This window comes from Pseudoxanthomonas suwonensis J47, assembly GCF_000513955.1.
In the GTDB taxonomy this organism is placed as follows: Bacteria; Pseudomonadota; Gammaproteobacteria; order Xanthomonadales; family Xanthomonadaceae; genus Pseudoxanthomonas; species Pseudoxanthomonas suwonensis_C.
On record NZ_KI911328.1, the window covers coordinates 25,616 to 48,998 of the forward strand.

Annotated in this window: 23 protein-coding genes, 1 other RNA gene and 2 pseudogenes; 8 read left to right on the forward strand and 18 right to left on the reverse strand. The window is 70.9% G+C overall.

Annotated features, from left to right (window positions below; all coding sequences use genetic code 11):
• The first annotated feature begins 51 nt into the window (after positions 1-51).
• Positions 52-243, forward strand: a complete 192-nt coding sequence (locus M503_RS0111480) for a hypothetical protein (protein WP_028920253.1) — start codon at positions 52-54, stop codon at positions 241-243.
• Positions 244-247: 4 nt separating this feature from the next.
• Here M503_RS0111480 and M503_RS0111485 read toward each other — a convergent pair whose 3' ends face one another.
• The 6 genes and pseudogenes from M503_RS0111485 to hrcA form a co-directional block, all read right to left on the reverse strand.
• Complete coding sequence (locus M503_RS0111485; protein ID WP_231472367.1) at positions 248-1,384, reverse strand: prephenate dehydrogenase; 1,137 nt, start codon at positions 1,382-1,384, stop codon at positions 248-250.
• Positions 1,381-2,289 carry a pyridoxal kinase gene (gene pdxY / locus M503_RS0111490; protein WP_028920251.1) on the reverse strand — a complete coding sequence of 303 codons (909 nt, stop codon included), beginning with the start codon at positions 2,287-2,289 and terminating at the stop codon, positions 1,381-1,383. The genes M503_RS0111485 and pdxY overlap by 4 nt, the downstream gene beginning before the upstream one ends.
• A gap of 137 nt (positions 2,290-2,426) precedes the next feature.
• A complete protein-coding gene (gene dnaJ / locus M503_RS0111495) occupies positions 2,427-3,548 on the reverse strand; it encodes a molecular chaperone DnaJ (protein ID WP_028920250.1) in 1,122 nt (373 codons plus the stop codon).
• A 120-nt stretch (positions 3,549-3,668) separates the two neighbouring features.
• Positions 3,669-5,600 (reverse strand): annotated as a pseudogene (gene dnaK, locus M503_RS0111500) (molecular chaperone DnaK); the annotation flags it as partial.
• Positions 5,601-5,700: 100 nt separating this feature from the next.
• Complete coding sequence (gene grpE / locus M503_RS0111505; protein ID WP_024869914.1) at positions 5,701-6,213, reverse strand: nucleotide exchange factor GrpE; 513 nt, start codon at positions 6,211-6,213, stop codon at positions 5,701-5,703.
• Positions 6,214-6,281: 68 nt separating this feature from the next.
• Positions 6,282-7,358: a heat-inducible transcriptional repressor HrcA gene (gene hrcA / locus M503_RS0111510; RefSeq protein ID WP_037061312.1), complete on the reverse strand. Its 1,077-nt coding sequence runs from the start codon at positions 7,356-7,358 to the stop codon at positions 6,282-6,284.
• 132 nt (positions 7,359-7,490) lie between these two features.
• On the opposite strand from hrcA, the gene recN reads away from it, so the two are divergent.
• Positions 7,491-9,218, forward strand: a complete 1,728-nt coding sequence (gene recN / locus M503_RS0111515; protein ID WP_028920247.1) for a DNA repair protein RecN — start codon at positions 7,491-7,493, stop codon at positions 9,216-9,218.
• Positions 9,219-9,269: 51 nt separating this feature from the next.
• Here recN and fur read toward each other — a convergent pair whose 3' ends face one another.
• The gene (gene fur, locus M503_RS0111520) at positions 9,270-9,677 is read right to left on the reverse strand and encodes a ferric iron uptake transcriptional regulator (RefSeq protein ID WP_024869911.1); all 408 of its coding nucleotides are present in this window, start codon (positions 9,675-9,677) and stop codon (positions 9,270-9,272) included.
• A 105-nt stretch (positions 9,678-9,782) separates the two neighbouring features.
• On the opposite strand from fur, the gene M503_RS0111525 reads away from it, so the two are divergent.
• Positions 9,783-10,184 carry an outer membrane protein assembly factor BamE gene (locus tag M503_RS0111525; RefSeq protein WP_028920246.1) on the forward strand — a complete coding sequence of 134 codons (402 nt, stop codon included), beginning with the start codon at positions 9,783-9,785 and terminating at the stop codon, positions 10,182-10,184.
• Positions 10,185-10,187: 3 nt separating this feature from the next.
• Here the strand turns inward: M503_RS0111525 and M503_RS0111530 are convergent, their stop codons facing one another.
• Together M503_RS0111530 and M503_RS0111535 are read right to left on the reverse strand one after the other, a co-directional pair.
• Positions 10,188-10,451, reverse strand: a complete 264-nt coding sequence (locus M503_RS0111530) for an RnfH family protein (protein WP_028920245.1) — start codon at positions 10,449-10,451, stop codon at positions 10,188-10,190.
• Between the two features lie 5 nt (positions 10,452-10,456).
• Positions 10,457-10,885, reverse strand: a complete 429-nt coding sequence (locus tag M503_RS0111535; RefSeq protein WP_028920244.1) for a type II toxin-antitoxin system RatA family toxin — start codon at positions 10,883-10,885, stop codon at positions 10,457-10,459.
• Between the two features lie 47 nt (positions 10,886-10,932).
• Here M503_RS0111535 and smpB point away from each other — a divergent pair, with 47 nt between their 5' ends.
• Both smpB and M503_RS0111545 read left to right on the forward strand, forming a co-directional pair.
• Positions 10,933-11,442, forward strand: coding sequence for an SsrA-binding protein SmpB (gene smpB, locus M503_RS0111540; RefSeq protein ID WP_028920243.1), 510 nt, complete (start codon positions 10,933-10,935; stop codon positions 11,440-11,442).
• Positions 11,443-11,729: 287 nt separating this feature from the next.
• Positions 11,730-11,945 (forward strand): hypothetical protein, encoded by a 216-nt coding sequence (locus M503_RS0111545; protein ID WP_028920242.1) that lies wholly within the window; start codon positions 11,730-11,732, stop codon positions 11,943-11,945.
• Positions 11,946-12,217: 272 nt separating this feature from the next.
• Here the strand turns inward: M503_RS0111545 and ssrA are convergent.
• Positions 12,218-12,572, reverse strand: a transfer-messenger RNA (tmRNA) gene (gene ssrA, locus M503_RS17185).
• 140 nt (positions 12,573-12,712) lie between these two features.
• Between ssrA and M503_RS16400 the strand changes: the two genes are divergently transcribed.
• Positions 12,713-13,387 carry a UdgX family uracil-DNA binding protein gene (locus M503_RS16400; protein WP_051414561.1) on the forward strand — a complete coding sequence of 225 codons (675 nt, stop codon included), beginning with the start codon at positions 12,713-12,715 and terminating at the stop codon, positions 13,385-13,387.
• Between the two features lie 52 nt (positions 13,388-13,439).
• Positions 13,440-13,676, forward strand: a complete 237-nt coding sequence (locus M503_RS0111555) for a hypothetical protein (RefSeq protein ID WP_028920241.1) — start codon at positions 13,440-13,442, stop codon at positions 13,674-13,676.
• A gap of 22 nt (positions 13,677-13,698) precedes the next feature.
• Here M503_RS0111555 and M503_RS0111560 read toward each other — a convergent pair whose 3' ends face one another.
• The 8 genes and pseudogenes from M503_RS0111560 to M503_RS16410 form a co-directional block, all read right to left on the reverse strand.
• Positions 13,699-14,169: an MgtC/SapB family protein gene (locus tag M503_RS0111560; protein ID WP_028920240.1), complete on the reverse strand. Its 471-nt coding sequence runs from the start codon at positions 14,167-14,169 to the stop codon at positions 13,699-13,701.
• Between the two features lie 43 nt (positions 14,170-14,212).
• Positions 14,213-15,641, reverse strand: a pseudogene (locus M503_RS16405) (efflux transporter outer membrane subunit).
• Positions 15,635-15,790: a hypothetical protein gene (locus M503_RS17500; protein WP_155952055.1), complete on the reverse strand. Its 156-nt coding sequence runs from the start codon at positions 15,788-15,790 to the stop codon at positions 15,635-15,637. The pseudogene M503_RS16405 and the gene M503_RS17500 overlap by 7 nt, the downstream one beginning before the upstream one ends.
• A complete protein-coding gene (locus tag M503_RS0111575; RefSeq protein WP_028920239.1) occupies positions 15,784-16,515 on the reverse strand; it encodes an SDR family oxidoreductase in 732 nt (243 codons plus the stop codon). The genes M503_RS17500 and M503_RS0111575 overlap by 7 nt, the downstream gene beginning before the upstream one ends.
• A 91-nt stretch (positions 16,516-16,606) precedes the next feature.
• Positions 16,607-19,777 (reverse strand): efflux RND transporter permease subunit, encoded by a 3,171-nt coding sequence (locus tag M503_RS0111580; RefSeq protein ID WP_028920238.1) that lies wholly within the window; start codon positions 19,775-19,777, stop codon positions 16,607-16,609.
• A 129-nt stretch (positions 19,778-19,906) separates the two neighbouring features.
• Positions 19,907-21,058, reverse strand: a complete 1,152-nt coding sequence (locus M503_RS0111585; protein WP_428992228.1) for an efflux RND transporter periplasmic adaptor subunit — start codon at positions 21,056-21,058, stop codon at positions 19,907-19,909.
• Between the two features lie 131 nt (positions 21,059-21,189).
• Complete coding sequence (locus tag M503_RS0111590; protein WP_028928268.1) at positions 21,190-21,978, reverse strand: SDR family NAD(P)-dependent oxidoreductase; 789 nt, start codon at positions 21,976-21,978, stop codon at positions 21,190-21,192.
• Positions 21,975-22,202 (reverse strand): hypothetical protein, encoded by a 228-nt coding sequence (locus M503_RS16410; RefSeq protein WP_037061315.1) that lies wholly within the window; start codon positions 22,200-22,202, stop codon positions 21,975-21,977. Before M503_RS16410 ends, M503_RS0111590 begins: the two co-directional genes overlap by 4 nt.
• 132 nt (positions 22,203-22,334) lie before the next feature.
• Here M503_RS16410 and M503_RS0111605 point away from each other — a divergent pair, with 132 nt between their 5' ends.
• Positions 22,335-23,378: a LysR family transcriptional regulator gene (locus M503_RS0111605; RefSeq protein ID WP_028920236.1), complete on the forward strand. Its 1,044-nt coding sequence runs from the start codon at positions 22,335-22,337 to the stop codon at positions 23,376-23,378.
• Positions 23,379-23,383: the final 5 nt, after the last annotated feature.

Here is a 23,383-nt window from a genome sequence, read left to right on the forward strand (position 1 = left end):
CGAATAATGGAGGCATGCGCCCGCAGGGGGCGCTCCGTCACAGGAGGCACCATGTCATTCCGCCAGTTTCCCGCCACCGGCAACGACGGCAACGCCTACATCATCCTGGAATTCCATGACGAACAGGGCGGTCCCGACGGCAAGCCGGCGCTGCGCTACGAGCTGTCCGACGGCCAGCGCCTGGTGCGCAAGGACAACCGCTTCGCCGTCGCCGACGGCACCCTGGTGCTGACCGCCGACTGAGGCCTCAGGGCCGTTCCAGTACCCGCCCCACCCCGCTGCTGTCGATCTCCTCGGCGGCCGCGCGCAGGGTCGCCACGTCCGCGCCGGCGTCGAAGCCGATGCGGAAATGCACCTCGCCGGCCGGGGTGCGCGAGGAGTGGATCGAGGACAGGCTGATCCCGCGCGCCTCGAACACGTTGAGCAGGGCGCGCAACGAGCCGGCCCGGTCCTCGGGCAGGTGCACGCTCAGGCGCCGGGTCTCGGTGAGGTCGGCCAGCAGGTAGCCGACGCGCTCGAAGGTATAGCTGCCCTCGGCGGTCGCCGTTTCGCCCCAGGCCTCGCGGCTGGCATCGAGGAAGTGGCGGCGGAACTCGGCGCGGGCGGCCTCGTCGCCGCGCGCCACCAGCGCGCGCAGGCGTTCGATCTCCTCGCCCAGCCGCGCCAGCGCCTCGCCGGCATGCGGGTTGCCAAACTGGATGTCCTCGTAGATTTCCGGATTCAGCGACAGGATCCGCGCGATCACTGCCGCGTCCATCTCGAAGGCCACCGACCGGAACGGCATCAGCGCCGCCGGCCCGCCCAGCTCCGCGGCCAGGCCGCGCAGGGCGCCGGCCTGGCCCAGGTGCGCGGCATGCACCATCGCCTGCACCGCAGCCATGACCCGGTCGTGGTGGGCCGGCGTGGTGCGCACGTACTCGCCCTGCAGCGCGTCCAGCAGGCGCTGCAGCCACGGCCGCCACGCGTCCAGGCGCGCCTCGCAGACCACCACCACCCTGCCCTTCAGGGTCGGCGTCTTCAGCGGCGCGGTCATCGGGTGCAGGCCGACGACCTCCGCCTGCGAAGCCAGCATCGCCTCCACCGGCGCCTGCTTGAGCGAGGTGATGTCCAGCCACAGGCGTCCGAGTTCGCGCCCGGCCGAGCGCGCGGCGTAGTCGGCGATCAGCGCCGGGGTGTGCCGGATCGGCGCGGCGAACACCAGCACGTCGGCCTGGTCAAGCAACCGCTCCGGCGGATCGCTCTGCGGATCGGCCGGATCGTGGCCGAGCACCTGCAGGCCCATGCGCTGTTCGAAGAACCCGCGCAGCCAGACGCCGTAGGCGCCGGCGCTGCCGACCACGCCGATCACCGGCGCGACCTGCGACGACACCGGGGTTTCGCTCACAGCGCCTCCGCCGGGAAGCGCGGCGCCCCGTCCTCGAGCGCGGCGGCCGGCGCGGCCAGCACGTCGAGCTCTTCCCAGCCATGGGCCAGGGTCGATTCCAGGGTGGCGTGGCAGCCGGCGAGCGCGCGTTCGGCGGCCCGCAGCGGAGTCTCGCCGCGCAGCAGGAAGGTCGCCATCAGCGCCGAGAGCACGTCGCCGGTGCCTGCCACGTCCACGTCCAGACGCGGCGAATGCAGGCGCCACGCGCCCTCGCGGCCGACCAGCAGGGTCACCAGGCCATCGCCCTCGCCGGCGACGCTGTGCGCCAGCACCCATTCGGGGCCACGCTCGAGCAGCGCGCGGGCCGCGCGCAGTGCATCCGGCTCGTGCAGCGCCGGCATGCCGGCCAGGCGGCCGAGTTCGAAGGCATTGGGCGTGACCATCCACGCCAGCGGCAGCAGGCGTTCGACGAACACCTGCTCCAGGCCCGGTTCGACGTAGGGACCGGTGTGGGTATCGCCGATCACCGGATCGAGCAGGTAGCGCGGCGCGGCGCCGGCGGCATGGTGGCGCTCGAGCCATTCGGCGAAGGCCTCGCCGTTGGCGACGCTGCCGAAATAACCCGACAGCAGCATCGGCGCGCGCGCGGTGACGCCGCGTTCGTCCAGGCCGCGCAGCAGGTCGGCGACCCAGTCCGAAGGCAGCACGCGGCCGCGCAGGGTCGCGTAGAAAGGCGTATTGCTGAACAGCGTGGTCGGCACCTCGACCACGCGCACGCCGAGCATGCGCAGCACCGGCACTGCCGAGCTGTTGCCGGCATGGCCGTAGGCCAGCTGCGACTGCACCGAGACCAGGTCCACCGGCAACGGTCCCTGCGGCCGGTTGCGCCGTTCGTGGACCAGGTGGCTTTCCAGTGCGTCGCTCATGCGTGGTTCGTCATTGGAGACGCCACATGCTAACGCGCCGCCCCGGGGGGCGGCGCGCAGCGTTTCAGGTGCAACGGAACCATGCCGGTTCCGGCGCGTTTCCCGCGGGATCCCGCAGGAAACGCGCGGCGTCGATGTCAGGACGAGGTCATCCGGTCCCAGAACGACTTGACCCCGTCGAGGAAGGTGGCCGAACGCGGCGAATGCCGGCGGCCCTCCTCGCCGGTGAAGGTCGCCTCGAACTTCTCCAGCAGCTCGCGCTGCTCGGCGGTGAGGTTGACCGGGGTCTCGACCACGACGCGGCAGTACAGGTCGCCCGGCGCGCGGCTGCGCACCGAACGCACGCCCTTGCCGCGCAGGCGGAACACCTTGCCGGTCTGGGTCTCGGCCGGAATGCGGATCTCCGCCTCGCCGTCGAGCGTGGGCACGTTGACCACGTCGCCGAGCGCCGCCTGGGAGATGCGGATCGGCACCTCGCAATGCAGGTCGTCGCCGTCGCGGCGGAAGATCTCGTGCTCGCGCACGCGCACTTCCACGTACAGGTCGCCCGGCGGGGTGCCCGGCGGGCCGGCCTCGCCCTCGCCCTGCAGGCGGATGCGGTCGCCGCTGTCCACGCCGGCGGGGATCTTCACCGACAGGACCTTCTCGTCCTCGATGCGGCCGGCGCCGTGGCAGTGCTTGCACGGGTTGCTGATCGACTGGCCGCGGCCGCCGCAGTCCGGGCAGGTCTGCTGCATGGTGAAGATGCCGCGCTGGAAGCGGACCTGGCCGCGCCCCAGGCAGGTGCCGCAGGTGTCGACCTTGCCGTCCTCCGAACCGCTGCCGCGGCAGTGGTGGCATTCGGCGAGCGTCGGGATCTCGATGCGCTTCTCGATGCCGGCGACCGCTTCCTCCAGGTCCAGCTCCATCACGTAGCCGATGTCGGCGCCACGGCGCGCGGCGCGCTGGCCGGCGCCACCGAAGATGGTCCCGAAGATGTCGCCGAAGATGTCGCCCATGTCCGGGGCCGGGCCGCCACCGCCGCCCATGCCATGCTCGAAGGCGGCATGGCCGTGCGCGTCGTAGGCGCGGCGCCGCGCCGGATCGGACAGGACCTCGTAGGCCTCCTTGCACTCCTTGAACAGGGCCTCGGCCTGGGCATCGCCCGGATTGCGGTCCGGGTGGTGCTTCATCGCACAGCGGCGGTAGGCCTTCTTCAGTTCCTCGTCGCTGGCGGTGCGGGATACACCGAGGACTTCGTAGTAGTCGCGTTTCATCAGGAGGCAGTGATTCGTGATTCGTTATTGGTGATTCGAGGGTACACATCCACGGCGACTCGCCGGAAAAGAGCGGAGCCCGGGGGCCCCGCTCTTTCCTAATCACGAATCACCAGTCACCAATCACGGCTTCTTGTCGTCCTTGACCTCGGTGAACTCGGCATCGACCACGTCGTCCTGGGCAGCGCCGGTGCTGGCGCCCGCGGCACCGGCATCGCCGCCCTGCGCGGCGGCGGCAGCCGCGGCGTACAGCGACTGGCCGGCCTCCTCCAGCGCCTTCGACTTGGCCTCGATCTGGGCCTTGTCGTCGCCCTTGAGCGCGGTCTCCAGCTCGGCGATGGCCGCCTCGACCCGGCCGATCACGTCGCCCGGCACCTTGCTGCCGTGTTCCGTAATAGCGCTGCGGGTGGCGTGGACCAGGCCGTCGGCCTGGTTGCGCGCCTGCACCAGCTCGTGGAACTTGCGGTCCTCCTCGCGGTGCGCCTCGGCGTCCTGGACCATCCGCTGGATCTCTTCCTCGGACAGGCCCGAACCGGCCTTGATCTCGACCTTCTGCTCCTTGCCGGTCTTCTTGTCCTTGGCCGACACGTGCAGGATGCCGTTGGCGTCGATGTCGAACGACACCTCGATCTGCGGCATGCCGCGCGGCGCCGGCTCGATGCCGGTCAGGTCGAACTTGGCCAGCGACTTGTTGAAGCGGGCCTGCTCGCGCTCGCCCTGCAGCACGTGCACGGTCACGGCCGACTGGTTGTCGTCGGCGGTGGAGAACACCTGCGAGGCCTTGGTCGGGATCGTGGTGTTCTTCTCGATGATCTTGGTCATCACCCCGCCCAGGGTCTCGATGCCCAGGGACAGCGGGGTCACGTCCAGCAGCAGCACGTCCTTGACGTCACCGGCCAGCACGCCGCCCTGGATCGCGGCGCCCAGCGCCACGGCCTCGTCGGGGTTGACGTCCTTGCGCGGCTCCTTGCCGAAGAACTCGGCCACGGCCTGCTGCACCTTCGGCATGCGGGTCTGGCCGCCGACCAGGATCACCTCGCCGATGTCGCTGGCGCGCAGGCCGGCGTCCTTCAGCGCGGTGCGGCACGGCTCGATGGTCTTGCGGACCAGGTCGTCGACCAGCGCCTCGAGCTTGGCCCGGGTCAGCTTGATGGTCAGGTGCTTCGGGCCGCTCGCGTCGGCGGTGATGTACGGCAGGTTGACCTCGGTCTGCTGCGCGCTCGACAGCTCGATCTTGGCGCGCTCGGCCGCGTCCTTCAGGCGCTGCAGGGCCAGCGGGTCCTTGCGCAGGTCGATGCCCTGGTCCTTCTGGAACTCCTCGACCAGGTAGTCGATGACGCGCTTGTCGAAGTCCTCGCCGCCGAGGAAGGTGTCGCCGTTGGTGGCCAGCACCTCGAACTGCTTCTCGCCGTCGACCTCGGCGATCTCGATGATCGACACGTCGAAAGTGCCGCCGCCCAGGTCGTAGACGACGATCTTGCGGTCGCCGCCGGCCTTGTCCAGGCCGTAGGCCAGGGCCGCCGCGGTCGGCTCGTTGATGATGCGCTTGACGTCCAGGCCGGCGATGCGGCCGGCGTCCTTGGTCGCCTGGCGCTGGCTGTCGTTGAAGTACGCCGGGACGGTGATCACCGCCTCGGTGACCGTCTCGCCCAGGAAGGCCTCGGCGGTCTTCTTCATCTTCTCCAGGACCTTGGCCGAGATCTCCTGCGGGGCCATCTTGCGGCCGTCGGAGGTGGCCACCCAGGCGTCGCCATTGTCGTGCTGGCTGATCGCGTACGGGACCAGGTCCAGGTCCTTCTGCACCTCGGCGTCGGTGAACTTGCGGCCGATCAGGCGCTTCACCGCGTAGAAGGTGTTCTTCGGGTTGGTGACCGCCTGGCGCTTGGCCGGGGCGCCGACCAGGACCTCGCCGTCCTTGGTGTAGGCAACGATCGACGGGGTGGTGCGGTCGCCCTCGGCGTTCTCGATCACGCGGGCCTTGCCGCCCTCCATGATCGCCACGCACGAATTCGTGGTGCCCAGGTCGATGCCGATGATCTTGCTCATGTGTCTTTGCTCCCTCGGAGAATTTTTCCGGCCGGTCTGCGTCGGCCCTGTTCGCTAGATAGGGTCCCGCCGGCGCCGTTCAAGTAGGCGTCGCCGCGGCGGCGACCGTTCAGTCGTGGCGCGCGACCACGACCAGGGCCGGGCGCAGCAGGCGCTCGTTCAGCAGGTAGCCCTTCTGGAACACCTGCAGCACGCTGCCCGGCGCGGCATCGCCCGGATCGGCCTGGCTGATGGCCTGGTGGTGTTCGGGATTGAACGGCTGGCCCAGCGGATCGACCACGGCCAGGCCGTTGTCGTTGGCCACCTTCAGCAGCTGGCGCAGGGTCAGCTCGAGGCCGTCGCGCAGCGGACTGGGCTGGTCGCCGGCGGCGGCCAGGCCGGCATCGAGGCTGTCGAACACCGGCAGCAGCTCCGCCAGCAGCTTCTCGTTGGCGAAGCGGCGGGCCATCTCGATGTCGCGGGCCACGCGCTTGCGCTGGTTCTCCAGGTCGGCGCGCTCGCGCAGGGAATCGGCCCGCAGTTGCTCCAGCTCCCCGCGCAGCGCCTCGATCTCATCGCGCAGCTGGGCTTCCAGGCTGGCCTCGGCGTTGTCGGCGGGGGGCGTGTTCTGGTCTTCGGTCATGCAAATTGGCTCCCTGGCGGCGCTCCCGGCCGCCTATCCCGAACCTATGGGGGCCGTACAGGAGCGATTCAAGGCAGGGCGGCGGGATCCTCGCCGGGAACCTGCAGCGCCGAGCCGAGCAGGTCGGCGGTGGCCTGGACCACCGGGATCACCTTGTCGTAGGCCATCCGGGTCGGGCCGATCACGCCCAGCACGCCCAGCACCTGGCCGCCGGCCGCGTACGGGGCGGCGACCACCGAGATACCCTCCAGCGGCGCCAGGCCGGTTTCCTCGCCGATGAAGATGCGCACCCCGGGAGCGCGCTGGGTGCGTTCGAGCAGCTGCAGGATCTCGCGCTTGCGGGCGAAGGCCTCGAACAGCTCGCGCAGCCGCTCCACGTCGGACAGGTCCTGCAGGCCCATCAGCCGGGTCTGGCCGGCCACGACCATGTCCTCGCCTGGCGGCTCCAGCGCCTGCGCGGCCAGTTCCACCGACTGCGACAGCAGCTGCTCCATCTCGTCGCGGGCCTGGCGCAGCTCGTCCAGCAGGATCGCCCGGATCTGCGCCAGCGGGCGGCCGCTGCAGTGGGCGTTGAGGTAGTTGGCGACCCGCTCCAGCTCGGCCGGTTCGAACACCCGCTGCGGCTCGATCACCCGGTTCTGCACCTCGCCATCGGCGAACACCACGATCGCCAGCACCCGGCGTCCGCCCAGCGGCACGAAGTCGATCTGGCGGAAGGCGAACTGCCCGCGCTGCGGCGCGCTGACCACGCCGACGAAGTGGGTCATCGCCGACAGCAGCTCGGAGGTGTTGTCCAGCAGCGTCTGGGTGCCGGGCGCGCCAGCGGTCAGCTCCGCGCGCAGCCGGGCCAGTTCGCGCTCGCCCAGCGACTTGACCTGCAGCAGGCTGTCGACGAAGACCCGGTAGCCCTGCGCGGTGGGCACCCGCCCAGCGGAGGCGTGCGGCGAACTGAGCAGGCCGCTGTCCTCCAGGTCGGCGAGGATGTTGCGGATCGTGGCCGGGCTCACGTCCAGCCCGGACAGCCGGGCCAGGGTCTGCGAGCCGACCGGTTCGCCGTCGCGGATGTAGCGGCCGATCAGGGTCCGCAGCAGCTGGCGCGCACGCGGGTCCAGCGGGGGTATCGGCGGGGACGGCTGGGCGATCATGGCCGTTAGATAGCGGCCGCCCGGCACCTTTGCAAGCCGGCCCGGGGTCGCATCTCAGCCTGCGCGACGGCGCCCGGCGATGCTCCCGCGCGACGGATTCGCGCCCACCCCAGCCGCCCCTACAATGCCGCCATGCTGACCCATCTCGCCCTGAAGGACTTTGCCGTCGTCCGCGCCACCGAACTGGAGTTCGGGCCAGGCATGACCGTGATCTCCGGCGAAACCGGCGCCGGCAAGTCGCTGCTGGTGGACGCCCTCGGTTTCCTCTCCGGCCTGCGCGCCGACAGCGGCGTGGTCCGCCACGGCTGCGAACGCGCCGAGCTGTCCGCCGACTTCGACCTGGCCGGCAACCCGGCCGCGCGCGACTGGCTGCGCGGCAACGAACTGGACGAGGACGGCCAGTGCCAGCTGCGCCGGGTGATCCGCGCCGACGGCGGTTCCCGCGCCTGGATCAACGGCCGCCCGGTCACCCTCGCCCAGCTCACCGAGCTGGCCGGGCTGCTGGTCGAGATCCACGGCCAGCACGAACACCAGTCCCTGCTCTCCCGTGCCAGCCAGCTGGCCCTGCTCGACGCCCATGCCCGCAACGACGCCGAGCGCGCCCGCGTTCGCGCCGCCGCCGCCACCTGGCAGTCGCTGCTGGACGAGCGCGAGGCGCTGCAGGCACAGGGCGACGTCTCCGACCGGATCGGCTGGCTGGAGCACCAGCTGGCTGAGCTGGAGCGCGAGGACCTGGACCCGGCTGCGCTGGAGGCGCTGGACGCCGCCCACCGCCGCCAGGCCAACGCCGCCGGCCTGATCGCCGCCTGCGACGACGCCCTCGCCCGCCTCGGCGGCGACGACGGCCCTTCGCTGTCACGGCAGCTGCAGCAGGCCCGCGCCGGCCTGGCCCGTGCCGCCGAACACGAGCCGCGCCTCGGCGAGGCCGACGCCCTGCTCGAGGGCGCCGCGGTGCAGCTGGAGGAAGCCCTGGCCGTGGTCGGCCGGATCCGCGACGACCTGGAGCTGGACCCGGCCCGCTTCGAGGAACTGGAGCGCCGCCTGGGCCGGATCCACGACCTGGCCCGCAAGCACCGCCTGCCGGTCACCGGCCTGGCCGCGCACCGCGACGGCATCGCCGCCGAGCTGCAGAAGCTGCGCGGCGCCGGCGAGCGCCTGGACCAGCTCGATGGCGAGATCGCCGCTGCTGCGGCCGCCTGGCAGGCCGCCGCCGACACGCTCAGCGCTACCCGCCGCGCCGCCGGCGCGGCGCTGGCCGCCGCCACCACCGCGATCATCGACGAGCTGGGCATGGGCGGCGGCCGCTTCCTGGTCGAGTTGGAGCCGGTCGAGGCCCGCCGCCCCGATCCCAACGGCGCCGAGCGGGTCGAGTTCCTGGTCGCGGCCAACGCCGGCCAGCCGCCGCGGCCGCTGCGCAAGGTCGCCTCCGGCGGCGAGCTGTCGCGCATCTCGCTGGCGATCGAGGTCGCGGCGCTGGGTTCGGACGCGGTCCCGACCATGGTCTTCGACGAGGTCGATTCGGGCATCGGCGGCGCCGTGGCCGAGATCGTCGGCCGCAAGCTGCGTGCGCTCGGCCGCGCCCGCCAGGTGCTGTGCGTGACCCACCTGCCGCAGGTGGCCGCGCAGGGCCACGCCCACTACCGGGTCAGCAAGGCCCCGGTGGAAGGCATCACCCGCAGCGCGGTGGAACTGCTGGACGACGCCGGCCGCGAGCTGGAGCTGGCGCGGATGCTCGGCGGCGTGGAGATCGGTGCCGAGGCCCATGCGGCGGCCCGGCGGCTGCTGGACGCGGCGGTGGCCGCGGACGAGGCTGCCGGGACGGCCGCCGGCAGGCGCCAGCGCCGTACCGGCACCCGTTAAACGGTCAATTCTCCAGGGGGAGCGGCCGCCCCACGGCCGCGGGCGCGCGGCTCAGCGCCGCTTCTTGCGCACGTAGAGCACCAGCGAGTGCTCTTCCAGCTCGTAGCCGTGGCGGGCGGCGATCTCGCGCTGCAGCTTCTCGATTTCCGGGCTCTCGAACTCGATGATCTTGCCGGTGTCCACGTCGACCATGTGGTCGTGGTGGCCGCCGCGGTCCAGCTCGTACATCGCCTGGCCGCCCTCGAAGTTGTGCTTGATCACCAGGCCGGCGGCCTCGAACTGGGTCAGGACCCGGTAGACCGTGGCCAGGCCGATCTCGTCGCCGTTCTCCAGCAGGCGGCGGTAGATGTCCTCGGCGGTCAGGTGGTGCTGCGGCTGTTTCTCTTCCAGCAGTTCGAGGATGCGCATGCGCGGGTGGGTCACCTTCAGCCCGACGCGGCGCAGGTCGTTCGATTCCATCTTCTTCTCCTCGTTCACTGCCGGTTTACCACCGATCCCCCGCAGCCGGCCCCAGGGTGCGCCGGGAGTGTATCATCGGGCGACTTTCCGTCCTGCGTGCCTGCAATGCCAAGCTTCCGACGCCTGCTGCTGATCGCTCCCCTGACCCTCGCCGTGACCGGTTGCGGCATCCTCTACAAGCAGCCGATCTACCAGGGCAACCTGATGGAGAAGGAAGCCGTGGACCAGCTGCGTCCGGGCCTGAGCAAGCAGCAGGTCGCCGGCCTGCTCGGCACGCCTTCGATCCAGGATCCGTTCCACGCCCAGCGCTGGGACTACGCCGCCACCGAGCGCACCAACCGCCGCGGCACGGTGGAAGGCAAGACCTTCACCCTGTACTTCGAGAACGACACCCTGGTGCGCTGGGAAGGCGACTACTTCCCGGAACAGGACCTGGAACTGTCGCGCAAGGCCTACAGGCAGTTCGGCCCGAACCTGGCCAAGGACAAGGACAAGCGCCGGCGCTGATCCTCAGCCGCCGCGCTGGCGCTGCGCGCGCCGGCGCCGCGCTTCCTTCGGGTCCAGCTGCAGCGGCCTGAGCAGCTCCACCCGGTCGCCATCCCGCAGCGGCGTCGCAGGCGCCGCCGCCGCCCCGAACACCGCGTAGCCGGCCACCTCGTCGTCGTGGCCCAGCGCCGCCGCGCGCACCGCATCGGCCACGCAGGCGCCCTCCTCCAGCAGCACCTCGCGCTGCAGGAACCGGTGCGGCCAGGCGATCACGACCTGCACGCGCATGCGGCTCAGGCCTCGCGGTCGGCCACGCGCACGAAGTCGTCGACCATGCGGTCGGCCAGGCCCTGGAAGCCCAGCGCGAACACCGGGCCGAGCAGGCGCGAATTCGGTTCGAAGTCGAGGGTCAGGGTGACCTTGCACGCCGCCTCGTCCAGCGCATGGAACTCCCACACCCCGTGCAGGCGGCGGAACGGCCCGTCGCGCAGCTGCATGTCGATCCGGGTCGGCCGCACCAGCCGGTTTTCGGTGGTGAACCAGGTGCGCAGCGAACCCAGGCCCAGGTCCAGCCGCGCGACCATGCGGTCCTCGGACTGCTCCAGGATCTGCGCCTGCTCGCACCAGGAAAAGCGCCGCGGATAGGCCGCCACGTCGTTCACCAGGTCGAACATGCGCGATGACGGGTGCGCGACGAGGGCGCTGCGGTGGATGGTCGGCATGGGGTGGAGCGTGTCCGGAGAGGCCCGGATTGGGCGACAATGGCGGGATGAGCAAGAAGCCGCCCAATGATAAGGCAAAGGCCAAGCGCGAGCCGGCCAACCGCACCATCGCCCTGAACAAGCGCGCGCGCCACGAATACCACCTGATCGAACGGGTCGAGGCCGGCCTGGCGCTGCAGGGCTGGGAAGTGAAGGCGATCCGCGCCGGCCGCGCCAACCTCACCGACGGCTACGCCTATGTCGAGGACGGCGAGATCTACCTGGTCGGCGCGCAGATCACCCCGCTGATCCAGGCTTCCACGCACGTCATTGCCAACGACCGGCGCACGCGCAAGCTGCTGCTGCACCGGCACGAGATCGACAAGCTGATCGGCCGCGTGCAGCGCGACGGCTACACCCTGGTGCCGACCGCGATGTACTGGAGCGGCAACAAGGTGAAGGTCGAGATCGCCCTGGCCAAGGGCAAGAAGGAACACGACAAGCGCGATACGGCCAAGGAACGCGACTGGCAGCGCGAGAAGCAGCGCGCCATGCGCCGGCACAACAAGGACGCCTGAGCGCCCTCTTCCGCGCGGTGGATTTCCCCTTGTGTGCCTGCGCCATGCCGCGCGGCCCCGCCACGTCCACGAACGCGCTCGACGCACGGCCCAGGCCATCCAGGCCCGGGTAGGACTTTTCCTACACCAGCCCGAGCCGTTGGCCGACTGTCCCCTGGCCTGCCCGCCGAGCAAGCTATCGGTGCCCCGGCAGAACGGCTTGCACGATTGACATGGAACCGCTCTGCAACGGACAAGGTCGCCGGCAGGATGCCGGGCCGGGGAACCTTTCAGGGAGGTCGGAAGCGATGCACAGCAGCAGTACCCTGCAACTGGTCGGATCCCACGGCGGCTGGCGCCTGATCGACAACGGCAAGCCGTCGTTCTGGTTCCTGGAACGGGAGCAGGCCATGGCCATCGCCCGCGTCATCGCCGACTCCCGCGCCGGCCTGCGCTACATCCCCACCCGGATCGAAGCCGAGAACGAAGCCGGCGAACTGGAGCTGGTCGCCTCGTTCCCTTGATCGCCCTTCGAAGCACCCTGTCGGGAAGCCTCGCAATCACCCGCCAAACCCATCAGGCGATCCAGCAGGCAGGATCCACACGCCAGTCTTCGCGCCCCACGACAGAAGCCCTCACCCCTGCAGCTTCTCCGCGGTGAAATCCGGGAACAGCCGCATCCGCTGCGGCGCGCGCGCGCGCGACGCCTAGACCGCGTACAGGTTGGTCTGGACGGCGCCGGGAATCCTGGGCCGGAAAGAAAAAACCCCAGCCGGTGAAGGCCGGGGTTTCCTGTTGGTGGAGGTGGGCGGAGTCGAACCGCCGTCCGAAGGCACTCCATCTCCGGCACTACATGCTTAGCTCACCGTTGGGTCTCGTTCCGTTGCAGCACGGTGTGCGAAGCGCGCCGCGGAACCAGCCTGCTTTGTTCTAACCGACGGCTGACAGGCAGCCACCGCTGGCGATCCCGTGATAGTGACCCTACATCCACGAGCACGGGCACAAGTGGGTTCGGGGCTAGGCCTTAAGCGGCCAGAGCGTAGTTGTCGTCGTTGGCAACTATGAGTTTTGCCGCTGGATTAACGAGGAAAGCTGCCCCCTCGGCATGCGCCGGTCGATTTCGCGACCCCCGTCGAAACCAGGACACCCCCGGAAACTTCGGGCGAGCGTATCGCCAGACACCATGCAGTGTAGGGACGCCCCTGCCCCGCTTCAAGCTCGGCCTGCATGCTGCTGGGCGGGGGTTCATCCGTTCACCGCCGCGCCACGGCACCGGCGCCAGCCTGCCGCCATGGTCCCGCCCCGTGCCCGCAGACCCGAGCCGCCCCGTCTGGCCAAGCCGGTCGACGAAGTGCCCGGCGGCTCGCTGGCGGCACTGCGCCGCGCGGCGGCCGGATGTCGCCGCTGCCCGCTCTGGCGCGATGCCACCCGGACCGTGTTCGGCGCCGGCCCGGGCCGCGCGCGGCTTATGCTGGTCGGCGAGCAGCCGGGGAACGAGGAGGACCTGGAGGGCAAGCCCTTCGTCGGGCCGGCGGGACGCCTGCTGCGCGAGCTGCTGGCCGAGGCCGGGATCGACCCGCTGCAGGTCTACCTGACCAACACCGTCAAGCACTTCAAGTTCCGCATGCGCGGCAAGCGCCGCCTGCACAGTCGCGCCAATGCCGCCGAGCAGGCCGCGTGCAGGCCATGGCTGGCCGCCGAGCTGGACCGCCTGCGGCCGGCAGTGGTGGTCGCGCTTGGCGCGATGGCCGCGCACACGCTGTTCGGCAACGGCTTCGGCCTGCTGCGCGAACGCGGACGATGGCAGGTGCTGGGACCGGAAACACATGCCCTGGCGACCTGGCATCCGTCCGCGATCCTGCGCATGCGCGGACCCGACCGCGATGCCGCCCGCGCGCAACTGCTCGAAGACCTGCGCACCGCTGCGGCCGGGCTCGACCGCGGCTTCGCGCGACCGTCGCCCTGATTTCACGGCGAGCGCGCTGCAATGGCACGTCCCGACGTTCACGGAGAACCCCATGGCACGCTGCGACGTCTGCGGTAACGACTACGACAAGGCCTTCGAGATCATCCAGGCCGATGGCACCCGCGGCACCTACGACTCGTTCGAGTGCGCGATCCACGCCGTCGCCCCCACCTGCGAGCACTGCGGCTGCCGGATCATCGGCCACGGCGCCGAACACGACGGCCGCTTCTTCTGCTGCGCGCACTGCGCCTCGCACGCCAGGGTCGACGGCATCGAGGACCGCGTCTGACCGGCGACGCGGACAGCACTGCCTAGTCTCCGGGCGTGGTCGCGCGGTCCCTGGCCCGCCGCTCGACCCAGCTCAGCACGGTGAGCACCAGCAGCGTCAGCACGGTGATGGCCAGCGCCAGCACGTGGTAACGGAAGCCGACGGTGATGCCGATCGCAGCCACCGCCAGCAGCGAGGCGGCGGTGGTGATGCCCTGCACGCTCTCGCCGCCGCGGCTGGCGAAGATGGTGCCGGCACCGATGAAGGAGACGCCGGCGACCACCGCCTCGACCAGGCGCAATGGATCGATCTGCAGGCCGGCACCGCCATACTGCCCGTCCTCGAGCACCATCCGGCTCAGGCCGAGCAGCAGCGCGGCGGTGCCGGCCACCAGCATGTGCGTGCGGAAGCCGGCCGGGCGGTTGCGGAGCTCGCGCTCGTAACCGATCGCACCGCCGAGCGCCATCGCATAGAGGACGCCCGGCAGTGCCCGCAACTGGTCGAACCATTCCATCGGCGCACCATCGCCGGCGCGCCGTCAAGCCGCCGCGAAGCCGTCAGCGGCGCGTCGCCTGGCCTAGCTCCGCTGCGGCGAGTCCAGGCGCCTGCGTAACCCCTGCCCCGCCCAGCGCCTTGTACACGGCCACCGCGGCGATGTTCACCGCCGCCTCGGCATCGGCCAGGGCGTCGTCGGCGGCCAGCTGGGTGCGCTGGGCGTCGAGCAGGGTCAGGAAGTCCTGCGCACCCTCGCGGTAGCCGGCCTGGGCGAGGCGTTCGGCCTCGCGTGCGGCGGCCGCCTGTTCGACCACGATGCGCAGCCGTTCCTGGCGGCGCGCGTAGTCGTGCAGCGCGTTCTCCGCGTCTTCCAGCGCGGCGAGCACGGCCTTCTCGTACTGCACCGCCGCCCCGTCCGCGCCGGCCTCGGCCGCGTGCAGGCGCGCGCGCACGCTGCCCATGTCGAACGCCGCCCAGCTGATGGACGGAGCCACCGACCAGGCCTCGTTGTTGCCCGACACCAGTCCGGAGAAGTCGCCGGCGAGGAAGCCGGCGAAACCACGGATGCTGATCCGCGGGAACAGGTCCGCCGTGGCCACGCCAACGCGCGCGGTGGCCGAGGCCAGGCGCCGCTCGGCAGCGCGCACATCGGGACGGTTGCGCAGCAGTTCGCGGGTATCGCCCAGCGGCAACGGCCGCGCGATCGGCGGCACTTCCTGCGGCGCCAGCCAGGCGTCGAGCCTGCCCGGCTGCAGGCCCAGCAGCACCGCCAGGCGGTAGCGCGCGGCGGTCTCGGCCGAACGCAGCAGCGGGATGTCGGCCTCGATCGCCTTCAGTCGCGCGCGGCTGCTGTTGACGTCAAGCGCGCTGCCGGCGCCCAGCTCGTAGCGGGTCTCGGTGAGCTGCTGGGTCTGGGCCAGGTTGGCCAGGGTCTGCTCGGACACGGCGATGCGCTTCTGCACGCCGCGCAACAGGAAATAGTTGCGCGCGACCTCGGCGGCGACGCTGACCTGCACATCCTGCAAGGTGGCCTGCTCGGCCTCCAGGTCGGCGCGCGGCCTCGGCGCCGCGGCGCAGGCGGCCGAACAGGTCCAGCTCCCAGGCCGCGTCGAATCCGAGGCTGTAGGTTTCCTCGATCCCGCCACCCACCGCGTCGGGCTGGCGGACGCGTTCGCCCTCGGCGCCCGCGCCCACGTGCGGCCACGGATCCAGGCGGCGTTCGGTGAACACCGCGCGCGCGGCCTGCACGCGCGTGGCGGCCAGGCGCAGGTCAGGGTTGGCGACCAGCGCATCGGACACCAGGCGCTCGAGCACCGGATCCTCGAACTGCCGCCACCACTCGACCACCGGCGACTGGCCGGCCTGCACGCCCTCGACCGTGGCGTTGTGCAGTTCCACCGCCTGCGGCGCGGGCGCGCGGTAGTCGGGACCAACCGCGCAGGCGGAGAGCACGGCCATCGCAAGGATGGCCGGAATCATGCGGATCACCATGGCAGCACCTCGTCGAACTCGTTGAAGCCACCGTCGGGTGCGTGCTCGTCCGTCAGGACCAGGCGCACGGCGGTGCGGTAGTCGGGGCCGAGCGCGCCGGCCGACAGCACGGCCATCGCGAGGATGGCCGAAATCATCCGGGTCACCATGGCAGCGGTTCTCCCAGGTGGGTGAAGGTGCCGGTCGGGCCGTCGTCGTCCAGCAGGGCCATGGCCACGCTGCTGCGGGCGCCATCGACGACGTCCATCTGCGCGCTCGGGTTCATGTCGGTCTTCACCGCGCCCGGATGGATGGCGTTGACCTTGATCGCGGTCTCGCGCAGTTCCCAGGCCAGGTGCACGGTGAAGGCGTTCAGCGCGCTCTTGGATGCGTTGTACGCCGGGAGCTTGATCCCGTAGATCGGCGAGGACGGATCGACGTGCAGCGCGAGCGAGGCAAGGATGCTGGAGACGTTGACGATGCGGCCGGACGGCGAGGCCTGCAGCAGCGGCAGGAACGCGCGGGTCACCTCGACCACGGCGAACAGGTTGGTCTCGAAGGTGGCGCGCCAGGTCTCCAGCGACTGTTGCGAGGGCTTGAGGGCCGCGTCGTCGATGAGGATGCCGGCGTTGTTGACCAGGATGTCGAGGCGGCCATGGCGGCGCTGCACCTCGGCCGCGGCCTCGCGGATGCTGGCGCCGTCGTTGACGTCGAGCGCGATCGCCTCGACCGGAAACCCCTGCGACTGCAGATCGAGGCTGGCCTCGACCGCGCGGGCGCGGTCGCGTCCGGCCAGCAGCGTGTGCACGCCGGCCCGGGCCAGCTGGCGCACGGTCTCCAGGCCGATGCCGCGGGTGGCACCTGTGACCAGGGCGATGCGGGAAGAAGTGTTCATGGTTCGGGATTCCTGTGTGGGGGATGGGGGGCGCCCTGGGGCGCCTCGGGCGTGGCCGGGATCAACGGCCACGCCCGGACAGCAGCGGAGCTCAGGCGTGTACCGCCTCGCCGTCGGCCGGCGCCGCGTGCGACACCAGCGGGCGGTTGGCCAGCTTGCGCAGCGCGACGTAGAACACCGGGGTGAGGAACAGGCCGAATGCGGTGACGCCGATCATTCCGGCGAACACGGTGATGCCGGTGGCCGAGCGGACCTCGGCGCCGGCGCCGCTGGACAGCACCAGCGGCACGGTGCCGGCGATGAAGGCCACCGAGGTCATCACGATCGGGCGCAGTCGCAGGCGGCAGGCTTCCAGCGCCGCTTCGACGATGCCGCGGCCCTGCAGCTCCAGCTCGCGGGCGAACTCGACGATCAGGATCGCGTTCTTGCAGGCCAGGCCCATCAGCACCACCAGGCCGACCTGGACGAACACGTTGTTGTCGCCGCCGGTCAGCCACACGCCCAGCAGCGCGGACAGCATGGTCATCGGCACGATCAGGATCACCGCCAGCGGCAGGGTCCAGCTCTCGTACAGCGCGGCCAGCACCAGGAAGGCCAACAGCACCGCCAGCGGGAACACCACCAGCGCCGCCTTGCCCTGGGTCGCCTGCTGGTAGCTCAGGTCGCTCCAGTCGATGTCCATGCCCGGCGGCAGGACCTGCGCGGCCAGCTCCTCGACCTTGGCCATCGCCTCGCCCGAGGACAGCACGCGCGGGTCGGCGTCGCCCATCAGGTCGGCGGCCGGATAGCCGTTGAAGCGGATCACCGGGTCCGGACCGTAGGTCTGGCGGATGTCGACCATCGAGCCGATCGGCACCATCTCGCCGGCGGCGTTGCGCGTGCGCAGGTTGGCGATGTCGGTGACGTCGTCACGGAACGGCGCGTCGGCCTGGGCGATGACCTGCCAGGTGCGGCCGAACATGTTGAAGTCGTTGACGTAGGCCGAACCCAGGTAGGTCTGCAGGGTCTCGAACAGCTCGGTCAGCGGCACGCCCTGGGCCTTGGCCTGGACGCGGTCGACCACGGCGTCCAGCTGCGGCACGTTGGCCTGGTAGCTGGAGATCGGGAAGCCCAGCCCCGGTGCCTGCGCCGCCGCGCCCTGGAATGCCTGCACCGCGTTCTGCAGCTCGCCATAGCCCAGGCGGGTGCGGTCCTCGACGAACAGCGACCAGCCCGAACCGTTGCCCAGGCCCTGGATGGCCGGCGGCATGAAGGCGAAGGTGAAGCCCTCCTGGATGGTGGAGAAGCGCTGGTTGAGCTCGGCGGTGATCTGCTCGGCGCTGGCCTTGCGCTCGCCGAAGGGCTTGAGGGTGAAGAACACCACGCCGTTGTTCGGGGTATTGGTGAACTGCAGAGGGTTCAGGCCCGGGAACGCGACCTCGTTCTGCACGCCCTCCACTTCCGCGGCCATCGCCGCCATGCGCTTGAGCACCGCGTCGGTGCGCTCGATCGAGGCGCCTTCCGGCATCTTCACGCCGGCGATCAGGTACAACTTGTCCTGCACCGGGATGAACCCGGCCGGCACCGCGTTGAACATCACGCCCGCACCGACCAGCAGCAGCGCATAGACCGCGAACACCGCGCCACGCCGGTTGAGGGTGCGCGACACCGCCTGCTCGTAGCGCTCGGAGCTGCGCTTGAAGAAGCGGTTGAACGGACGGAAGGCCCAGCCGAACAGGCGCTCGATGATCCGGGTCGGGCGGTCCTTCTCCGCGCCGTGCGGACGCAGCAGCTTGGCCGCCAGCGCCGGCGACAGGGTCAGCGAGTTGACCGCCGAGATCACCGTGGAGATGGCGATGGTCACCGCGAACTGCTGGTAGAACTGGCCGGTCACGCCGGTCAGGAAGGCCATCGGCACGAACACCGCGCACAGCACCAGGGCGATGGCGATGATCGGCCCGGACACCTCGCGCATGGCCAGGTGCGCAGCCTGCAGCGGCGAGTGGCCGTCCTCGATGTGGCGCTCGACGTTCTCCACCACCACGATGGCGTCGTCGACCACGATGCCGATCGCCAGCACCAGGCCGAACAGGGTCAACGTGTTGATCGAGTAGCCCAGCAGGTACAGCACCGCGAAGGTACCCACCACCGACACCGGCACCGCCAGCAGCGGGATGATCGAGGCGCGCCAGGTCTGCAGGAACAGGATCACCACCAGCACCACCAGCAGGGTGGCCTCCAGCAGCGTGCTGATCACAGACTTGATCGAGTCGCGGACGAAGATCGTGGTGTCGTAGATCGACTGGATCTCCACGCCCGGCGGCAGGGTCCGGCGGATCTCCGCCATCTTCTCGACCACCGCGTCGCGGATCTCCAGCGCGTTGGCGCCGGGGGCCTGGAAGATGCCGATGGCCGCGGCGTTCTTGCCGTCCAGGCGCGCGCGCAGGGTGTAGTCGCCGGCGGCCAGCTCGATCCGGGCCACGTCGGCCAGGCGCACGACCTGGCCGTCGGCGCCGCTCTTGAGGACGATGCCGCCGAACTCCTCGACGCTTTCCAAGCGGCCCTTGGCGTTGATCGGCAGCAGGAAGTCGCTGCCGTTGGGCATCGGCTCGGCGCCGAGCTGGCCGGCGGAGACCTGCACGTTCTGCTCGCGCACCGCGCGCAGCACGTCGCCGGCGGTCATGCCGCGGGCGGCGATCTTGTCCGGGTCCAGCCACAGGCGCATGGCGTAGTCGCCGCCGCCGAACAGCTGCGCGTCGCCCACGCCCGGGATCCGCACCAGCTCGTCCTTGACGTGCAGGCGCATGTAGTTGCGCAGGTACAGCGAGTCGTACTGGCCGTCGCTGGAGGTCAGGTGCACGACCATCAGGAACACCGGCGACTGCTTCTGCGTGGTCACGCCCTGCCGGCGCACGTCCTCCGGCAGGCGCGCCTGCGCCTGGGCGACGCGGTTCTGCACGCGCACCGCGGCCTCGTCCGGGTCGGTGCCCGGACGGAAGGTCACGGTCAGCTGCAGCACGCCGTCGGAACCGGCGACGGACTTGAGGTACATCATGTCCTCGACGCCGTTGATCGCTTCCTCCAGCGGCGTGGCCACCGTCTCGGAAATCACCTTCGGGTTGGCGCCGGGGTACACCGTGCGCACCACCACCGAAGGCGGCACCACGTCGGGGTACTCGCCGATGGGCAGCAGCGGGATCGAGATCAGGCCGGCGGCGAAGATCACGATCGACAGCACCGCGGCGAAGATCGGCCGGTCGATGAAGAAACGTGAGAAGTCCATGGGGGTGGTCCTTGGATCCGGGAAAGAAAGGGCCCGTCCCCCACCCGGGGGAGCAACCGGGGGAGGGGTCTGGCAGGGGACGGGCAAAGGGGTCCGGCGCGCGTCCGTGCGCAACCGGAAAAACTCAGGTCATCGCCTGGCCACGGCGTCGGCGGTACGGGCCTTCGCGGTCATCGCCACGGCCTGCGGCTGCACCGGCATGCCCGGGAAGAACACCTTCTGCACGCCGCTGACGATCACCTTGTCGCCGGCCTCGAGGCCGCTCTGCACGATGCGCAAGGGCTCGCCATCGACCTCGGTGAGCCGGCCCAGCACGATGTCGCGGCGCTGCGCCTTGCCCTCGCCGTCGACCACATAGACGTACTTGCGGTCCTGGTCGGTGAGCACGGCCTTGTCGTCGACCAGCGCCGCCTCGAAGCGGCCGCTGCCCGGCAGGCGCACGCGCGCGTACAGGCCCGGGGTGAAGCGGCGGTCGGCGTTGTCGAGCACGGCGCGGGCACGGATGGTGCCGGTACTGCGGTCGACCTGGTTGTCGAGGAAGTCGATGGTGCCCGCGTGCGGGAAGCCCTGCTCGTCCGCCAGCGCCACCTGCACCGGCAGGGTGCCGTCGCGTTCGCTGGCGCGCTTGCCGCTGCGGGCCAGCTCGGCGTAGCGCAGGAAGCTGCGCTCGTCGGCGTCGAAGTGCACGTGCACGCGGTCCAGCGACACCACCGTGGTCAGCACGCTGGAGGCGTCGCCGGCGACCACCAGGTTGCCGGCGGTGACCAGGGCGCGACCGGCGCGGCCGTCGATCGGCGAACGCACCTTCGTCCATTCCAGGTTGAGCCGTGCGGTCTCGACCGCGGCGCGTGCGGCGGCCAGGTCCGACTGCGCCTGGGCGGCGGCGGCGCGACGCTGCTCGTAGGTCTCCTGCGAGATCGCCTGTTCCTCGGACAGCCGGCGGGCACGCTCGGCCTCGCTGCGCGCCAGCCCGGCCTGGGCCTGGGCGCGGGCCAGCGCGGCCTCGGCGCGGTCCAGTTCGGCGCGGTAGCTGCGCGCGTCGATGGTGAACAGCACGTCGCCCTTCTTCACTTCCTGGCCTTCGCGGTAGTTCACCTGCTCGATGTAGCCGGAGACGCGCGGACGCAGGTCGACGCTTTCGATCGCCTCGATGCGGCCGCTGAACTCGTCCCACTGCTGCACCGGCTGCACCGGTACCTCGGCGACGCCGACCTGCGGCGGTGGTGCGTGCTGTTCGCTGGCCTGGCCGCCGCTGCAGCCGGCCAGCACGGCCACGGCCATGGCGACGCCGGTGGCCAGCACCAGCAGGCGCGGCGCCAGCCGCGGTGCGGAACGCAGGGTGTTGCCCGTTTCGTGGTTGTCGGTATGGAGGGTCATGGGGGTGGTTCCTCTGGGGGAAGGAGGGGCGCCGGTTACCCGCACCGGCTGCCGGAAGTGCCGGTCGCGGCGCGCAATACCGGGGCGTAATCGCAGGCCAGCAGCGATGCCGGGCCGGAAGTGGAGGTGGGCGTGAACTCGACGACGCCGCGCGCGGCACCGGAGCTCGAGGACAGCAGCGACACCACGCCGCGACCGACGCCCAGTGCGCTGTGCCAGCCGGCGCAGGCGCGCGCGGCGTTGTCGGCGGCCCAGACCGGTGCATCGACCGCCAGCATCTGCAGGCGCACGCCCAGCGCCTGCGCTTCCTCGTGCAGCACCTGGGCCAGCATCCGCGAGGCGGCGATGCTTACCGAGGCATGCCCGTAGCCGGCCCAGCCGTTGCGGGTATGCGGCCCGCCGACCAGTACGTAGCGCGTGTCGATCGACTGGCTGCGCAGCAGCGGCAGCAGGTGCCGGGCTGCGGCCAGGTGCGGCAGCAGGTCCTCGTCGAGGCTGCGGCGCAGCGCCGCGACCGGACGGTCCAGCAGGCGCGCGCTGCGCCGCGGCGCGGCCACCGCATCCACCACCGCGCGCAGCGGGCGCTCGCGTCCGGCGATGCGGCGCGCCAGCGCCGAAGCCTGGCGGTCGCCGGCCACCGAACCGGCGAGCACCTGCAGCGCCGGCTCGTCGGCATGCGCTTCGGCCAGGGCCTGCAGGCGTTGCGGATCGCGGCCGACGGCCAGCACCGGGCTGCCCGCCTCGAGCAGCGCGGCGACGATGCCGGCGCCGACGCGGCCGCTGGCGCCGAGCACCAGCACTTCGGGAGCCAGCGTCCCGCTCACGGGATATTTCCTCCCACGCACGGGATAATCCCATCCGGCATGTCGGCGCACTTCGACGACTTGCGCCCCACCGCCACGCCGCCGCGCTGCAGCCGCCGCGGGGCGGTGAATTCGCGGAAATGCCCGTGCGGCCTGCTTTCCCCGAGGGTCGGCAGGCGGAAATCGTTGTCGGCACTGGGGGACGCGGCGCCGAAAAGGCGGGAGAGCAGCCGGGCCAGACGCATGTCGGCAATCCAGGGTGGGGGAACGGATTGCGAAGTTACGCCTCAAATCCGGACTTGATTAGTCTGGATTTGAGGGAATAATCATCCCGCCGCAGGGCCAATCCCTTCCCCCACCCCGGAGCCCTCCCCCGCATGGCATTCGACCTCAACGACACCCTGGTCTTCGTCAAGGTTGTCGACCAGGGCAGCTTCATCGCCGCCGCCCGTTCGCTCGGACTTCCCAAGACCACCGTCAGCCGCAAGGTGCAGGAACTGGAAACGCGCCTCGGCGCGCAGCTGCTGCACCGGACCACGCGCCGCCTCGGCCTCACCGAAGCGGGCAGCGTGTACTACGAACACTGCCAGCGCATCGCCCGCGAACTGGAGGAAGCCGAAGGCGCGGTCGGCCAGCTGCAGGGCGGACCGCGCGGGTGGCTGCGCTTCAGCGTGCCCTACTCGATCGGCATCGCCTGGATCTCGCCGCTGCTGGGCGCCTTCCACGCGCAGTACCCGGAAGTGCGCCTGGACATGCACATGAGCAACGAACCGGTCGACGTGATCGGCAGCGACATCGACGTGGCGCTGCGCGCGGGCGCCCTGCCCGACTCGACCCTGGTCGCCCGGCGCCTGGCCGCGTTCCGCACCCAGGTGTTCGCCAGCCCGCTATACATCGAGCGCCACGGCGAACCGCTGCATCCGGACGAGCTGCAGCACCACCGCATCATCGCGGTGCGTAAGCACTACCACGCCCATCCCAACCGCATCACCTGGCCGCTCACCGACGGCACGCGCACGGTGGAATACCCGGTCAACGCACTGATGGTGGCCAACGATCCGTCGGCACTGCTGGGCCCGCTGCTGAGCGGCGAAGGCCTGACCCTGGCCACCGACGTCGGCGTCAAGCCCTATGTCGAGGGCGGCGCGCTGCGTCGCGTCCTGGCCGGCTGGACCGGCCCGGAGGTGGAATTCAACGCGGTGTTCCCCGGTGGCCGGATGATGTCGCCGAAGGTGCGCGCCTTCGTCGACTTCCTGGTCGAGCGGCTGAGCTCGAACGCCGACTACATGATGGTGCACTGCCCGTCGCAGTGCACCGCGGCTGCGAACGCGGCAGCCGCGACGGAAGATGCCGCCGCGGCCGAGGCCGCGGAAAGCGCCCGCCGCGAGGGCGAGCGCGTGCTGGCCGAAGTGGCCGGCTGAGCCGG

What these genes read in the sequence shown, in the direction of transcription:
- M503_RS0111480 (WP_028920253.1), top strand. Translation starts at nt 52, where the DNA reads ATGTCATTCCGCCAGTTTCCCGCCACCGGCAACGACGGCAACGCCTAC.
- pdxY (WP_028920251.1), bottom strand. Translation starts at nt 2,289, where the DNA reads ATGAGCGACGCACTGGAAAGCCACCTGGTCCACGAACGGCGCAACCGG.
- grpE (WP_024869914.1), bottom strand. Translation starts at nt 6,213, where the DNA reads ATGACCGAAGACCAGAACACGCCCCCCGCCGACAACGCCGAGGCCAGC.
- hrcA (WP_037061312.1), bottom strand. Translation starts at nt 7,358, where the DNA reads ATGATCGCCCAGCCGTCCCCGCCGATACCCCCGCTGGACCCGCGTGCG.
- recN (WP_028920247.1), top strand. Translation starts at nt 7,491, where the DNA reads ATGCTGACCCATCTCGCCCTGAAGGACTTTGCCGTCGTCCGCGCCACC.
- fur (WP_024869911.1), bottom strand. Translation starts at nt 9,677, where the DNA reads ATGGAATCGAACGACCTGCGCCGCGTCGGGCTGAAGGTGACCCACCCG.
- M503_RS0111525 (WP_028920246.1), top strand. Translation starts at nt 9,783, where the DNA reads ATGCCAAGCTTCCGACGCCTGCTGCTGATCGCTCCCCTGACCCTCGCC.
- M503_RS0111530 (WP_028920245.1), bottom strand. Translation starts at nt 10,451, where the DNA reads ATGCGCGTGCAGGTCGTGATCGCCTGGCCGCACCGGTTCCTGCAGCGC.
- M503_RS0111535 (WP_028920244.1), bottom strand. Translation starts at nt 10,885, where the DNA reads ATGCCGACCATCCACCGCAGCGCCCTCGTCGCGCACCCGTCATCGCGC.
- smpB (WP_028920243.1), top strand. Translation starts at nt 10,933, where the DNA reads ATGAGCAAGAAGCCGCCCAATGATAAGGCAAAGGCCAAGCGCGAGCCG.
- M503_RS0111545 (WP_028920242.1), top strand. Translation starts at nt 11,730, where the DNA reads ATGCACAGCAGCAGTACCCTGCAACTGGTCGGATCCCACGGCGGCTGG.
- M503_RS16400 (WP_051414561.1), top strand. Translation starts at nt 12,713, where the DNA reads ATGGTCCCGCCCCGTGCCCGCAGACCCGAGCCGCCCCGTCTGGCCAAG.
- M503_RS0111555 (WP_028920241.1), top strand. Translation starts at nt 13,440, where the DNA reads ATGGCACGCTGCGACGTCTGCGGTAACGACTACGACAAGGCCTTCGAG.
- M503_RS0111560 (WP_028920240.1), bottom strand. Translation starts at nt 14,169, where the DNA reads ATGGAATGGTTCGACCAGTTGCGGGCACTGCCGGGCGTCCTCTATGCG.
- M503_RS17500 (WP_155952055.1), bottom strand. Translation starts at nt 15,790, where the DNA reads ATGGTGACCCGGATGATTTCGGCCATCCTCGCGATGGCCGTGCTGTCG.
- M503_RS0111575 (WP_028920239.1), bottom strand. Translation starts at nt 16,515, where the DNA reads ATGAACACTTCTTCCCGCATCGCCCTGGTCACAGGTGCCACCCGCGGC.
- M503_RS0111580 (WP_028920238.1), bottom strand. Translation starts at nt 19,777, where the DNA reads ATGGACTTCTCACGTTTCTTCATCGACCGGCCGATCTTCGCCGCGGTG.
- M503_RS0111585 (WP_428992228.1), bottom strand. Translation starts at nt 21,058, where the DNA reads ATGGCCGTGGCCGTGCTGGCCGGCTGCAGCGGCGGCCAGGCCAGCGAA.
- M503_RS16410 (WP_037061315.1), bottom strand. Translation starts at nt 22,202, where the DNA reads ATGCGTCTGGCCCGGCTGCTCTCCCGCCTTTTCGGCGCCGCGTCCCCC.
- M503_RS0111605 (WP_028920236.1), top strand. Translation starts at nt 22,335, where the DNA reads ATGGCATTCGACCTCAACGACACCCTGGTCTTCGTCAAGGTTGTCGAC.